Below are 14,222 nucleotides of genomic sequence, written 5' to 3'. Positions count from 1 at the left end.
GGCGCGCTGCTGCGCGGCTTCGCGGGCGGCGGCGGCTTCGCGGTCGGCGGCGGCCTTCTTGTCCGCTTCCTGCTGCGCGGCCTGTTGCGCGGCGAGCTGCTGCGCGGCCTGCTGCTGGGCGGCCTGCTGCTGCGCCAGTCGCGTCTTCTCGAGTTCGGCCTGGCGCTTGGCGTCTTCCTCGGTCTTGACCTTGTCCTGCTCGGCGCGCGCGGCGACGGCCTGCTGTTGCTGGGCGATGGTCTGCTTCAGGCGCGGCAGGGCCGGCGCGGAGGCGTCGGTCTTTTCCATCAGCGCGTAGAGGCGCTGGGATTCGGCGAAGTCTTCGCGCTGGATGCTCTGCTCGGTGGCGATGAGCGCGTAGGGCATCAGGTCGGTCAGCGCACTGGCAACCGCCGGATCGCTCGGCGCCTTGTCGCGCAGCGCGAGGTAGTACTCCATCGCGTTGTTGCCGGCCGGTGCATAGAGGCGCTGCTCGCGCAGCGCAGCGCTGGCCGACTCACGCAGCTGGTCGGCGCTCATCGCGGCGACGGCTTCGGAGACGGCGGCGACCGGCTTGGCGGCCGCGGCGGCCGTGGCGCTGGTGGCCGTCCCCGCGGTCTCCGGGCCTTCGGACTTGTTGCAGGCGGCGAGGGCGACACCCATCGCGACCAGCACGAAAAGATGCATCCGCGTCACGCGCGGTTGCGACTTGGAACTTGCGTACATAACGGAACCACTCCCCTGTCTGTGCGCCGTGGCGGGCACGTACTGCTAAGGACGCGACAGAGGCGGCCGATTGTCAAGGCCCCGTGACGGAAATCGCACGCTTAACAGGCCATCCGCGTTATTTGCCGATGCAGAAGCTGCTGAAGATGTGGCCGAGGAGGGCGTCGGGGGCGACCCGCCCGGTGATCTCGCCGAGCGCCTCGTGGGCCGCACGGAGGGATTCGGCGGCCAGGTCCAGGGCCTCGTGGGCGACTTGGCCGCGGGCATCGTCCACGTGGAGCGCCGCGCGCGCCAGGGCGTCGACATGGCGGGCGCGGGCCGTGAAGGTCCCTTCGGCCGCATCCGCTGCCTCGGCACCGGACAGGCGGCGCAACTGGGCATGGAGGGTGTCGAGCCCCTGGCCGGTGCGGGCGGAGACGTGGACGGTGTCGTCGGCCATCAAGGGCGGTGCGTCGAGCAGGTCGGCCTTGTTGTGGATCCACAGGCGTCGCGGGACATCCGCGATGGCCTCGGCGACGGCGGCGCGCCCGCTGGCGGGGTCGCGTGCGTCGAGCACGACGATCGCCAGGTCCGCGCGCCGCAGCTCCTCGCGTGCGCGCCGCATGCCTTCGCGTTCGATCGCGTCGCCGCCTTCGCGCAGGCCGGCGGTGTCGACGAGCGTGAGTTCCGCGCCGTCCAGGCGCACGGTTTCGTGCAGCAGGTCGCGCGTCGTGCCGGCGATGTCGGTGACGATGGCGCGTTCGCTGCCGGCGAGCGCGTTGAGGAGCGAGCTTTTGCCGGCGTTCGGCGGGCCGACGATCACCGCGTGCAGTCCATCGCGCAACTTGCGGCCGCGCTCGGCGTCGGCGAGCAATTGGGCGATGTGCGTCGCGGCGCGGTCGAGGCCTGCGCGTACTTGTTCGCCGCCGAGCGTGTCCAGTGATTCGTCGGCGAAATCGATCGCCGCTTCGACATGCACGCGCAGATGCAGCAGCTCGGTGGCGACAGCATCGACGCGTTCCGAGAACACGCCATCGAGCGCACGGCGCGCGGCGCGCGCGGCGCGCGTGTCGGCGGCGGCGATGAGGTCGGCGACCGCTTCGGCCTGCGCGAGATCGAGCTTGCCATTGAGGAACGCGCGTTCGGAGAACTCGCCCGGCCTCGCGTCGCGCGCACCGAGCGCGCGGCACGCGGCGACGATCTGCTGCAACACCACGGGGCTGCCGTGCGCCTGCAATTCGACGACGTGTTCGCCGGTGAAGCTCGCCGGCGCCGCGAAGTACAGCGCGATGCCGTCATCGAGCAACGTGTCGTTGGCGCGGATGCGCACGTAGTGCGCGTGCCGCGGCACGAGCGCGCACCCGCACAAGCCTTCCGCGATCGCTCGGCTGCGCGGACCCGACAACCGCACCATCCCGACGCCACCGGCGCCGGGCGCGGTGGCGATGGCGACGATGGTGTCGGTGTCGTGGTCGGTCACGCCTTCGCGGGAACCGAACGCGCGGCGTCGCGTCGCAGCATCCACCACTGCTGCAGCAGGCCCAGCGCACCATTGGTGACCCAGTACAGCACCAGGCCGGCCGGGAAGAAGATCATCGTGACGCCGATGACGATCGGCATCAGCTGCATCATCTTCTGCTGCGTCGGATCCATGCCCGCAGTGGGCGCAAGTCGCTGCGTGGCCCACATGATCGCGACGTTGATGACCGGCAACACGAAGTACGGGTCGCGCGCGGAGAGGTTGTCGATCCACAGTGCCCACGGCGCGTGGCGCAGTTCGACGGATTCGGACAGCATCCAGTAGAGCGCGAGGAAGATCGGCATCTGGATCAGCAGCGGCAGGCAGCCCGTCGCCGGGTTCACCTTTTCCTTCTTGTACAACTCCATCGTCGCCATCTGCAGCTTCTGGCGGTCGTCGCCGTAACGTTCCTTCAGCTGCTGCATGCGCGGCTGCAATTTGCGCATCTTCGCCATCGAATCGAACTGCTTGGCTGCGATGGGAAACAACAACGCGCGCACCAGGATCACCAGGCCGATGATCGACCAGCCCCAGTTGCCGACGACCGAGTGGATCGCCGAGAGCACGAAGAACAGCCAGCCGGCGAGCGTGGCCATGATCGAGAAGCGCGAGAAGTCGACCGCGCGGGTGAGGCCCGGCACGTTCTGCGCTTCGATGGCGCTCACCAGCTTCGGGCCGACCCACAGGCGCGCGTTGGTTTCGGCTTTCTGGCCGGGCGCGACGTTGACGCCGGGGCCGAGCGCGCGCACGACGTAATGCGTCACGCCGTTGTCCTGCGTGGTGCTGAGCGTGAACTTCGACTTGTCCTGGTCGCCCGGGATCCACGCGCTGAAGAAGTAGTGCTGCAGCAATGCGATCCAACCGCCGGTGGCGTCCTTGTCGAGCGTGCCGTCGTCGACGAAGTCGTCGTACTTGCGGCGCTCGTACTTGTCGCCCGGCGTGTACCAGGTGGCGCCGTGGAAGGCGAAGGCTTCCGGATTGGTGTAACCGGTCTTCTGCGGCGGCGGGTTGCGCACGAGCTGGCGATATACGTAGCCCTGCCAGTTCGCGTTGCCGTGGTTGACGACTTCATCGCGCACGGCGATCGCGTAACCGCCGCGCGGGAACGTGTACGTGCGACGGATCGTCACGCCGTTGTCCCCGGTCCACGTGAAGGGAACGGCGATCGCGTCCTGTTTGTCGGCGAGCGTCACGTTGCGCGCGTTGCCTTCCGGCACGAATTGGGCGAGGTGGCTCGGTGCGGCGCCCGTGCTGCTCACCCAACCGCTCTGCGCTTCGTAGAAGCGCGCGGGGTCGGCGTCGAAGAGCGTGACGTTGACGCCGTCGGTGGACTTGGCTTCGTTCGGGAATTTCAGGAGCTCGGCGTGGCGCACGTTGCCGCCGTCGAGCACCACGCGGAGCGTGTCGGTCGTGACGGTGACCGCTGCGCTGTTCTGCGCGGTGGCGTTGCTCACCTGCGGCACGCCGGCCTGCGCGGGCGCCGCGGGGACGCCTGCAACGGTGCCGGACGGTGCGGTGGGAACCGCGCCGGGCACGGCGCCGTTCGAAGCGGCTGCCTGCGTCGGCACGGCGGCCTGTTGCTGCTGGAGCGCTGCGGTCTGCTCCTTGTTCCACTGCATGAAGAGCAGTGTCGCCGCTGCGATCCAGGCGAACAGGAGGAAGACGCGGGTCTGGTTCATTCGAAGGGCTCGGGCGGCAGTGCGCAGGCGGCGATGGCCGCGGCGCGGGAAGTCAGGGGGATGGGGGCGGATCGCCCGGCGGACAAGCGGCGGGCATTGTGCCGTCCGCTGCCGTGACGGGCAACGCAACCGGCGGCAATGCGCCGGCGCGACGGAAGAGCGAATGCATCGCGGCGCGCAATGCGGGGCCATCGCTGGTGCGGGCGGCGGCGCGCAGGACGAACACGTAATCGCCGGCGGGAAGCTGCAGGCGCAATGTGCGGAACTCGGCGCGCAGCACGCGCTTGATGCGGTTGCGGCCGACGGCGCGCGGATCGACCTTGCGCGAGACGGCCAACCCCAGGCGCGCGGGCGTGTCGCCGCGCAGCCAGTGCAGGCTCATGAGGGGATCTGCGTTGCGCCGACCGTCTGCGAAGACACGGTCGAACTCGGCCCGCTGTCGGACACGGGCGCTGCGTGGCAGGCCGGCGTCCATGGGGACTGGCGTGGGATGTGTCGCGCGATCGATCGGCGCGGCCAGGAAGGCCGTGCGGGTCAGACCGTCAGGCGACGACGACCCTTGGCGCGACGAAGGGCGAGGACCTTGCGGCCGTCGGCGGTCTTCATGCGGGCACGGAAGCCGTGGTCGCGCTTGCGCTTCAGGTTGCTGGGCTGGTAGGTGCGCTTGGTGGCCATGGATGCAGCTCGCGTGCGTGTTGCGGCGGAAAAGAACGGGAAAGTCTAGCGGTCCGATGCGGGATCGGTCAACTCAAGGCGCAATCGGAGACCAGGACGGCTTTTTCGTTGGCGCATCCCGATGCCGGTGGTAGTCTGCCTTTCTCCCACTTATCCACAGCGCCGCCCGGGGTGTTTCCCGTGCGCGTGCTGGCTTGTCGACGGACACCGTAACGCGCGATGGAAGCCTGGCCCCGCTGTCTCGAGCGTCTGGAAGCCGAATACCCGGCCGAAGACGTCCATACCTGGCTCAAGCCCTTGCAGGCGCGCTTGCGCGACGACGGCCTGGTGCTCTACGCGCCCAACGCCTTCGTGATGGAGGAGGTGCGGTCCCGTTATCTCGGCCGCATCCGCGAGCTCGTCGCGCACTACGCCGGCAACGAGGCCGGCGTGAGCCTGGAGATCGGTGCGCTGCGGCGCGATCCGCCGCCGGCCCCGGCATCCATGGCCGCTGCGCCCGCGCGCATGGCGGCGGTCGAACCGTTCCAGGGCAACCTCGATACGCATTACACCTTCGACAATTTCGTCGAAGGCCGCAGCAACCAGCTGGGCCGCGCCGCCGCGCTGCAGGCCGCGCAGAAGCCGGGCGATCGCGCGCACAACCCGTTGCTGCTGTACGGCGGCACGGGGCTGGGCAAGACGCACCTGATGTTCGCCGCCGGCAACGCGATGCGCGAGATCAATCCGTCGGTGCGCGTGATGTACCTGCGCAGCGAACAATTCTTCAGCGCGATGATGAAAGCGCTGCAGGACAAGACGATGGATGCCTTCAAGCGGCAGTTCCAGCAGGTGGATGCGCTGCTGATCGACGACATCCAGTTCTTCGCCGGCAAGGACCGCACGCAGGAGGAGTTCTTCCACACCTTCAATGCGCTGTTCGACGGCAAGCAGCAGATCATCCTGACGTGCGACCGGTATCCGCGCGAAGTCGAAGGCCTGGAGCCGCGGCTGAAATCGCGCCTGGCGTGGGGCCTCTCGGTCGCCATCGAGCCGCCGGATTTCGAGACGCGCGCGCAGATCGTGCTGTCGAAGGCGCGCGAGCGCGGCGCAAGCTTGCCGGAGGACGTGGCGTTCCTGATCGCCAAGAAGATGCGGTCGAACGTGCGCGACCTCGAGGGCGCGCTCAACACGCTCTCGGCACGCGCCAACTTCACCGGGCGGGCGATCACGCCGGAGTTCGCGCAGGAAACCTTGCGCGATCTGTTGCGCGCGCAGCAGCAGGCGATCGGCATCCCCAACATCCAGAAGACCGTGGCAGACTATTACGGCTTGCAGGTCAAGGATTTGCTGTCGAAACGGCGGACGCGTTCGCTGGCCCGGCCGCGCCAGGTGGCGATGGCGCTGGCCAAGGAGCTCACCGAACACAGCCTGCCCGAGATCGGCGATGCGTTCGCCGGCCGTGACCACACGACCGTGCTGCACGCGTGCCGCCAGATCCGGACGCTGATGGAAACCGACGGCAAGTTGCGGGAAGACTGGGACAAGCTGATCCGCAAACTCAGTGAATGAGTGCGGGGCAAGCTGTGGATAAGGCAGCACCCGGATGGGGGGCCGAATTGTTATCCACAACTTCTCCCAGCGGCGCAGGCGGGTTTGTACACGCTTTGCTCACGTCAATAAACGTCGCAGATTCAAATAGTTAGGCCCGCAACACCCAGATTTTCGCGACACCAAGCACCACCACTCTTTTGATTTATCCATCCTTCCAGAGCTTGGACCCGGGGAACCAGACCGCATGCGTTTCAGCCTGCAACGCGAAGTCTTCCTGAAGCCGTTGGCGCAAGTCGTCAATGTCGTCGAACGCCGCCAGACCCTCCCCGTCCTCGCCAACCTGCTGGTGCAGGTGCGCGATGGACAGCTCTCGCTGACGGGCACGGACCTTGAAGTGGAAATGGTCGCGCGGCATGCCGTCGACGATGCCCAGGACGGAGAGACGACGATCCCGGCGCGCAAGCTGTTCGAGATCGTCCGTGCCCTGCCCGATGGCAGCAAGGTCACGGTCTCGCAGTCGGGCGACAAGATCACCGTGTCGGCTGGGCGCAGCCGCTTCACGCTGGCGAGCCTGCCGGCCAACGATTTCCCGTCGGTCGATGAGGTCGAAGCCACCGAGCGCGTGCGCGTGCCGGAAGCCGGCCTGAAGGAACTGATCGAGCGCACCGCGTTCGCGATGGCGCAGCAGGACGTGCGGTATTACCTCAACGGCCTGCTGTTCGACCTGCGGGACAAGGTGCTGCGCTGCGTGGCCACCGACGGCCACCGACTGGCGCTGTGCGAATCCCCGCTGGATGCCGGTGCGCAGGCCAAGCGCCAGATCATCGTGCCGCGCAAGGGCGTGCAGGAGCTGCAGCGCCTGCTGGAAGGCGGCGACCGCGAGCTCGAACTCGAAGTCGGCCGCAACCACATCCGCGTCAAGCGCGACGATGTGACCTTCACCAGCAAGCTCATCGACGGCCGCTTCCCCGATTACGAAGCCGTGATCCCGATCGGCGCGGACCGCGAGGTCAAGGTCGACCGCGAAGTCCTGCGTGCCGCACTGCAGCGCGCGGCGATCCTGTCGAACGAGAAGTACCGCGGTGTGCGCGTCGAGGTTTCCCCGGGCCAGCTCAAGATCAATGCGCACAACCCGGAGCAGGAAGAAGCGCAGGAAGAGATCGAAGCCGACACGCGCGTCGACGGCCTGGCGATCGGCTTCAACGTGAACTACCTGCTGGACGCCCTCTCCGCCTTGCGCGACGAACACGTCATCCTGCAGCTGCGCGATGCGAACTCGTCCGCCCTCGTCCGCGAAGCCGGCAGCGAGAAGTGCCGCCACGTGGTGATGCCGCTCCGCCTGTGACCGAACTCCGGTTCCACGTGGAACGCGAGCGAACGCCCGGCCTGGTCCGGGCGTTCTGCTTTGGGGCGAATTGATGCGGATCACGCGGATCGAGATCGCGGGCCTGCGACGGTTCGAGGCCGTGTCCCTGGCCCCTGGCGAGGCCCTCAACCTCCTGACAGGCCCCAATGGCGCGGGCAAGACCTCCGTCCTCGAAGCCATGCACCTGATGGCGTACGGGCGGAGTTTCCGCGGACGGGTCCGCGACGGACTCATCCGCCAAGGCGCCGCTGCCCTCGAGATCTTCGTGGAATGGCAGGAAGCCAGCGGCCGTCTTCGCAAGGCCGGGCTTCGCCACGCCGGCCAAAGTTGGCAGGGCCGCCTGGATGGGGCGGATGTCGGCCACCTTGGCGAGCTTTGTGCCGCCTTGGCGGTGGTGACCTTCGAGCCCGGCAGCCACGATCTGGTCATGGGGGGTGCAGAAACCCGTCGACGGCTGCTCGATTGGGGTCTGTTCCACGTGGAACCGGACTTCCTGCGCGTGTGGCGACGCTATGCCCGGGCCCTGAAGCAACGCAACGCCCTGCTCAAGGCGGGCGGCCGTACTGCCGAGCTCGATGTGTGGGAACACGAACTGTCCGAAAGCGGCGAGGCCATCACCCGTAGCCGCGAGACCTACCTTGCCCAATGGCAGCCGAAACTCGCCGCCGAAGCCGCCACGCTCGCGCCCGCCCTCGGCGTCGGTCAACTGTCGCTCCAATCCGGCTGGCGCCGGGACGAACTCAGCCTTGCCGACGCCCTCCTCCTCGCCCGTCAGCGCGATCTGGCCACGGGATTCACCAGCGTCGGCCCGCATCGCGCGGATTTCCGCATCGGGTTCACCGGGATTCCGGGACGCGACGCTCTCTCGCGCGGCCAGGCCAAGCTCACCGCACTCGCGTTGCTGCTCTCGCAGGCACGGCTCCACGCGGGATTGGCGGGCGAATGGCCCGTCATCGCGCTCGACGATCTGGCGTCCGAACTCGATCGCGCCCACCAGGCGCGCGTCGTCGACGATCTTGTGGCCACCGGCGCCCAGGTCTTCGTCACCGGCACCGACGCACCGGACGCGTTGCTGGCGCACGCGGGCCGACTGGTCCATGTGCATGTCGAAGAAGGCCGGCTGCGCACTGAAGCGTAATCGCGCTGAGCCTGCCGCAGCGGCCGGCGAGGGCGTGCGTTTGCTACACTTCGCGCATCCATAGCTAATGTGTCTCGACGCGCACGACGCGTCGCGGGAGCCCCTAGCCGCATGTCGCAGCAAGAACACGTCGCGGGCGAACAGCCCAACGTCCAGAACAGCACGTACGACTCCAGCAAGATCACCGTCCTGCGCGGCCTCGAGGCCGTCCGCAAGCGCCCCGGCATGTACATCGGCGACGTGCACGACGGCACGGGCCTGCACCACATGGTCTTCGAGGTGGTCGACAACTCGATCGACGAAGCCCTCGCCGGCCACGCGAACGAAGTCACCGTGACGCTGCACGAGGACGGCTCGGTCTCCGTCGGCGACAACGGCCGCGGCATCCCGGTGGACATCCACAAGGAAGAGGGCATTTCCGCCGCGGAAGTGATCCTCACCGTGCTCCACGCGGGCGGCAAGTTCGACGACAACAGCTACAAGGTGTCGGGCGGCCTGCACGGCGTCGGCGTGTCGGTCGTCAACGCGCTGTCCGAGCACCTGTGGCTCGACATCTGGCGCGACGGCCACCACTACCAGCAGGAGTATTCGCTCGGCGAATCCCTCTATCCGCTCAAGCAGCTCGATGCGTCGGGCAAGCGCGGCACGCTCCTGCGCTTCAAGCCGGCGAAGGAAATCTTCACCGACGTCGAATTCCACTACGACATCCTGGCCAAGCGCCTGCGCGAGTTGTCGTTCCTCAACTCCGGCGTGCGCATCACGCTGACCGACCTGCGCGTGCACGAAGACGGCAGTGAGGGAAAGCGCGATGTCTTCCAGTACGAAGGCGGCATCCGCTCGTTCGTCGAACACCTGGCGCAGCTCAAGACCCCGTTGCATCCGAACGTCATTTCGGTCTCCGGCGAAATGAACGGCATCACGGTCGACGTCGCCCTGCAATGGACCGACGCCTACCAGGAAACGATGTTCTGCTTCACCAACAACATCCCGCAGAAGGATGGCGGCACGCATCTCATCGGCTTCCGTGCCGCGCTGACGCGCACGCTGTCGAACTACATCGAACAGAACGGCATCGCCAAGCAGGCGAAGATCACGCTGTCGGGCGACGACATGCGCGAAGGCATGATCGCCGTGCTCTCGGTGAAGGTGCCCGACCCGAGCTTCTCCTCCCAGACCAAGGAAAAGCTCGTCTCGTCCGAGGTCAGGCCGGTCGTTGAGAACACGTTCGGTGCACGTTTGGAGGAGTTCCTGCAGGAACACCCCAACGAGGCCCGCGCCATCGCCTCCAAGATCGTCGACGCCGCCCGCGCCCGCGAAGCCGCGCGCAAGGCCCGCGACCTGACGCGCCGCAAGGGCGCGCTGGATATCGCCGGCCTGCCGGGCAAGCTCGCCGACTGCCAGGAAAAGGACCCGGCGAAGTCCGAGCTGTTCATCGTCGAGGGTGACTCGGCAGGTGGTTCCGCGAAGCAGGGCCGCAACCGCAAGACGCAGGCGATCCTCCCGCTGAAGGGCAAGATCCTCAACGTGGAACGCGCGCGCTTCGACCGCATGCTCGGCAGCGCGGAAGTGGGCACGCTGATCACCGCACTCGGCACGGGCATCGGCAAGGACGAATACAACCCGGACAAGCTGCGCTACCACCGCATCATCCTGATGACCGACGCCGACGTGGACGGCTCGCACATCCGCACGCTGCTGCTGACGTTCTTCTACCGGCAGATGCCGGAGCTCATCGAGCGCGGGCACATCTACATCGGCCTGCCGCCGCTGTACAAGATCAAGCAGGGCAAGAACGAGCTGTACCTGAAGGACGACGCGGCGCTCGACGCCTACCTGGCCAACAACGCCGTGGAAGGTGCGACGCTGATCCCCGCGGACGGCGAACCGCCGATCGAAAGCGTCAACCTCGAGAAGCTCCTGCTCGCATTCGCCTCCGCGCGCGACGCCATCGCGCGCAACGCGCATCGCTACGATCCGGCGCTGCTCGAAGCGTTGGTCGACTTCATCCCGCTGGATGCATCGCACGCCAACGAGGCGACGGCACGGCACTTCGACGAGCTCGAAAAACGCCTCAACCTCGGCGGCCTCGGCAAGCCGCGATATCGCCTCGAGTTGCACGCGGCCACCGAATCGCGCCCCGCGGCGATCGCGGTGCATCGCGCGCACATGGGCGAGGACATCGTGCAGATCCTGCCGATCTCCGCGTTCGAAACCGGCGAGCTGCGCGCGGTGCGCGAAGCGGCGCAGTTGCTGCACGGCCTGGTGCGCGAAGGCGCGCAGATCGTGCGCGGTAACCGTGCACAGCCGATCGCGCGCTTCGCCGACGCGCATGCATGGCTGATGGACGAAGCAAAGAAGGGCCGCCAGATCCAGCGCTTCAAGGGCTTGGGCGAAATGAACCCCGAGCAGCTGTGGGAAACCACGGTGAACCCGGAGACCCGCCGCCTGCTCCAGGTGCGCATCGAGGATGCGGTCGCCGCCGACCAGATCTTCTCGACGCTCATGGGCGACGTCGTGGAACCGCGTCGCGAGTTCATCGAGGACAACGCGCTCAAGGTCGCCAACCTCGACGTCTGATTTCGCGCACGGCGCACCCTTCGGCGGGCCCCGTGCCCGCCGAAGCTGACCGGCCATTCAACGCCGGATGTGACGTACCTCACGGTTTGACACCGAATTCAGGACTTCTGCCCTATACGGGTAGCGAACCTGAATTCGGGAAAATCACGCCCATGCCCCCACGCCTTCGTTCCGCCGCCCTGGCCTGTGCCATCGCGGCGATTGTTGCCAGCTGCGCCACGACGACTTCGCCGACCGGCCGCAAGCAGGTCGTGGGCGGCGTGTCGCAACAGGAACTCAACCAACTCGGCGCGCAAGCCTTCGCCGAGGTGAAGCAGCAGAAGAAGATCAGCACCGACGCGCGGCAGACGCGCGAGGTGCAATGCATCGTCGGCGCGATCACGCGCCAGCTGCCGCCGAGCTGGCAAACCGGTTGGGAAACCGCGGTGTTCGTCGACAACGAACCCAACGCGTTCGCGCTACCCGGTGGCAAGGTCGGCGTGTATTCCGGCATCTTCCGCGTCGCGAACACGCAGGACGAACTCGCCGGCGTCATCGCGCATGAAATCGGGCACGTGATCTCACGCCATCACGAGGAGCGCATCACGCGGCAGATGGGCGCGCAGGGTGCCGTCGAACTGCTCGGCGCACTGCTGGGTTCGCGCTATGGTGCGGGCGCGCAAAGCGCGGCCGTGCAGGGCGGCAGCGTGCTCGCGCAAACCGGTTTCCTGCTGCCGGGTTCGCGCGAACAGGAATCGGAAGCCGACGTCGTCGGCCAGCAACTGATGGCGCAGGCCGGCTTCGATCCGCGCGGCGCGGTGCAGTTGTGGACCAACATGATCAGCGCCACGCAGAACAGCGGCCGCCCGCCGCAATGGCTCTCCACGCATCCCAATCCGGAAAGCCGCATCCGCGAACTGCAGCAACGCGCCGCATCGCTCGTGCCGGTCTACGACCAGGCGCGCGCCGCGGGACGGAGACCTGCCTGCGGATAACGCATTGCGAACAATTGGTGCCGGTGAACCAGCCGACAATCGGACATTGGCTCCCTGCTCCACGTCACTTCCTTTCTGCTAGCGTGACCGCCCCCCGGGCATCACGCCCCACCATCTGCCGATCCCTTTCGAGGCTCCTCCGATGAACGCGTCCCCCAAGCTCCGTCCGCTCGTCCTCGCACTGTGCACCATCGTCTCCGTCGCCGCGGTCGCACCGGCCTTCGCCCAGCAGCAAGCCGAGTCCGGCTCGATGCGCGACCAGCGCGCCAAGCGCATGAAGGAACTGGGCAAGGAAAAGGATTCGAAGCAGGCCGCGAAGGAAGAAGCGATGTGGCCGGGCGCCACGCGCGTGGAGCCGAAGGACGAAGCGAAGGGCAAGAACCTCAAGTCGTTGCAGGACATCCAGAAGCTCTACACCGACGAGGACTACGCGGGTGCGATGGCGAAGGCGGAAGCGTTCGCCGCCGGCAGCGGCCTCAACGCGTACGAGCAGTCCTTCGCCTACCAGCTCGCCGGTGCGTCGGCCTCGGCGCTGCAGGATGAAGCCAAGTCCGCGGAGTACTTCAAGAAGGCCATCGACGCCAACGGCCTGGACAACAACAACCACTACACCGCGATGTACAACCTCGTCGCGACGTACTACACCGCGGGCAAGAACGAGGAAGCCCTCGCGCTGCTCGACAAGTTCCTCGCCGAAACCAAGTCCGAAAAGCCGGAGTACCAGCAGTTGCGCGCGCAGTTGCTCGCCAACACCGGCCGTGGCGGCGAAGCGGCGAAGACGTTCGAGGACCAGCTCGCGAAGAACCCCAACGACAAGAAGGCGCTGCTCAACGCCGTGTCGGCCTACCAGGCCTCCGGCGACGATGCCAAGGCGACCAAGCTGCTCGAAGAGGGTTACAACAAGGGCATGCTGACCGAAGCCAAGCAGCTGCAGGTGCTCTACTCGAACTACCTCAACGCAGAGCGTTTCAAGGATGCGCAGAAGGTGATCGAGGACGGCGCGGCGAAGGGCATCCTCAAGGAAGGCCCGGACCTCGCCACCGCGTACTCGCTGCTCGGCCAGAACGCCTACTACAACGGCAGCGACGCCGACGCGCTCAACTTCTACGGCAAGGCCGCGCCCATGGCGAAGGACGGCGAGGCCTACCTCAACCAGGCGAAGATCCTGCGTGCGCAGGGCAAGACGGCCGATGCAAAGGCCGCTGCCCAGAAGGCCCTCGACAAGGGCCTCAAGAAGCCGCAGGAAGCGAAGGAAATCCTCGCCGACTGACGGCATCACATCCCGAGCCCGCGGCATTGGTGATCCGCTGCGGAATTGATATATGCTTGGAAATTCCCGCGGCCGCTTCAGCTTCGTAAGCGGCCAGCATTGCAATCCGGCGCGTAAAAGGCGTCGGGCCCTGACCCCAGAGCCTTGCGCATGACGGAAACACTGCCGCATCCCGACAGCCACGAACGCCAGTCCCTGAACTGGCCTCGCATCGTCGGTATTTCTTTCGTGATCGCCTTGCATGTCGCGGCGCTGATGCTGCTGCTCATGCCGGTGGCCCCCCCGGGTACGCAGGCGGAAGAAGAAGAAGTGACCCTGGTCAACTTCATCAAGCCGCCGCCGCCGCCGCCGCCGCCGCCGCCGCCGCCGCCGGAACCGCCCAAGCAGATCGTGCTGAAGCCGCAGACCGTGCCGAAGCCGAGCCCGCTGCCGCCGCCGCCGGAAGAGCCGCCGGTCGTTTTCGACGAGCCCTCGCCGGTCGACGTCGCCGCACCGCCGCCGGCCCCGCCGGCGCCGCCGGCCGCACCGCAGGGTCCGGCACGCGATCCGAACGACCTCCGTGCCAGCGTGTGCGTCATGCCGCCGCAAGGTCCGCTCGCCAGCGCCGTCGGTCGCGCCCGCATCACGGGTTCGATGCGCCTGCAGCTGACGTATACGGCGGATGGCTCGGTCACCGATGTCTCGGTCGCGCAGTCCAGCCGCGATCGCAACGTGGACCGCGCCGCCCAGAGCTGGGCGCGTCGCATCAAGATGTGCCCCGGTCAGCCGGGTTCGGGCATCTTGCCGCTGGAACTCAAGCAATAACTTTTT

12 protein-coding genes are annotated in these 14,222 nt (G+C 67.2%); 7 read left to right on the top strand and 5 right to left on the bottom strand.

Going from position 1 to position 14,222, the window contains the following annotated elements; genetic code table 11:
- From LF41_RS09075 to rpmH, 5 genes are all read right to left on the bottom strand, one after another.
- A partial coding sequence (locus LF41_RS09075; RefSeq protein ID WP_052116285.1) for a hypothetical protein occupies nt 1-705 on the bottom strand: 705 nt, incomplete at its 3' end.
- Nucleotides 706-823: 118 nt separating this feature from the next.
- On the bottom strand, nt 824-2,164 hold the full coding sequence (gene mnmE, locus LF41_RS09070; RefSeq protein WP_036168813.1) for a tRNA uridine-5-carboxymethylaminomethyl(34) synthesis GTPase MnmE: 1,341 nt from the start codon (nt 2,162-2,164) through the stop codon (nt 824-826).
- Nucleotides 2,161-3,882, bottom strand: a complete 1,722-nt coding sequence (gene yidC, locus LF41_RS09065; protein ID WP_036168743.1) for a membrane protein insertase YidC — start codon at nt 3,880-3,882, stop codon at nt 2,161-2,163. Before yidC ends, mnmE begins: the two co-directional genes overlap by 4 nt.
- Nucleotides 3,883-3,934: 52 nt before the next feature.
- On the bottom strand, nt 3,935-4,357 hold the full coding sequence (gene rnpA / locus LF41_RS09060) for a ribonuclease P protein component (RefSeq protein ID WP_084073502.1): 423 nt from the start codon (nt 4,355-4,357) through the stop codon (nt 3,935-3,937).
- 59 nt (nt 4,358-4,416) lie between these two features.
- On the bottom strand, nt 4,417-4,557 hold the full coding sequence (gene rpmH, locus LF41_RS09055) for a 50S ribosomal protein L34 (RefSeq protein WP_036168739.1): 141 nt from the start codon (nt 4,555-4,557) through the stop codon (nt 4,417-4,419).
- Nucleotides 4,558-4,776: 219 nt separating this feature from the next.
- Between rpmH and dnaA the strand changes: the two genes are divergently transcribed.
- The 7 genes from dnaA (at nt 4,777) to LF41_RS09020 (ending at nt 14,216) form a co-directional block, all read left to right on the top strand.
- Nucleotides 4,777-6,105 (top strand): chromosomal replication initiator protein DnaA, encoded by a 1,329-nt coding sequence (gene dnaA, locus LF41_RS09050; RefSeq protein WP_036168737.1) that lies wholly within the window; start codon nt 4,777-4,779, stop codon nt 6,103-6,105.
- Between the two features lie 226 nt (nt 6,106-6,331).
- Nucleotides 6,332-7,432: a DNA polymerase III subunit beta gene (dnaN, locus tag LF41_RS09045; RefSeq protein WP_036168735.1), complete on the top strand. Its 1,101-nt coding sequence runs from the start codon at nt 6,332-6,334 to the stop codon at nt 7,430-7,432.
- Between the two features lie 73 nt (nt 7,433-7,505).
- Entirely contained in the window at nt 7,506-8,591 is a 1,086-nt protein-coding gene (gene recF, locus LF41_RS09040) for a DNA replication/repair protein RecF (protein WP_036168733.1), read from the top strand.
- Between the two features lie 111 nt (nt 8,592-8,702).
- Complete coding sequence (gene gyrB, locus LF41_RS09035) at nt 8,703-11,168, top strand: DNA topoisomerase (ATP-hydrolyzing) subunit B (RefSeq protein WP_036168731.1); 2,466 nt, start codon at nt 8,703-8,705, stop codon at nt 11,166-11,168.
- Nucleotides 11,169-11,320: 152 nt separating this feature from the next.
- Nucleotides 11,321-12,142, top strand: a complete 822-nt coding sequence (locus LF41_RS09030; RefSeq protein WP_052116284.1) for a M48 family metallopeptidase — start codon at nt 11,321-11,323, stop codon at nt 12,140-12,142.
- A gap of 142 nt (nt 12,143-12,284) precedes the next feature.
- On the top strand, nt 12,285-13,412 hold the full coding sequence (locus LF41_RS09025) for a tetratricopeptide repeat protein (protein WP_052116283.1): 1,128 nt from the start codon (nt 12,285-12,287) through the stop codon (nt 13,410-13,412).
- A 150-nt stretch (nt 13,413-13,562) separates the two neighbouring features.
- A complete protein-coding gene (locus LF41_RS09020; protein ID WP_036168729.1) occupies nt 13,563-14,216 on the top strand; it encodes an energy transducer TonB family protein in 654 nt (217 codons plus the stop codon).
- Nucleotides 14,217-14,222 lie beyond the last annotated feature (6 nt).

Source organism: Lysobacter dokdonensis DS-58 (assembly GCF_000770795.1).
In the GTDB taxonomy this organism is placed as follows: domain Bacteria; phylum Pseudomonadota; class Gammaproteobacteria; order Xanthomonadales; family Xanthomonadaceae; genus Noviluteimonas; species Noviluteimonas dokdonensis.
The sequence above is the reverse complement of the archived record's forward strand: the minus strand, read 5'-3'. Positions and strand labels throughout refer to the sequence as shown.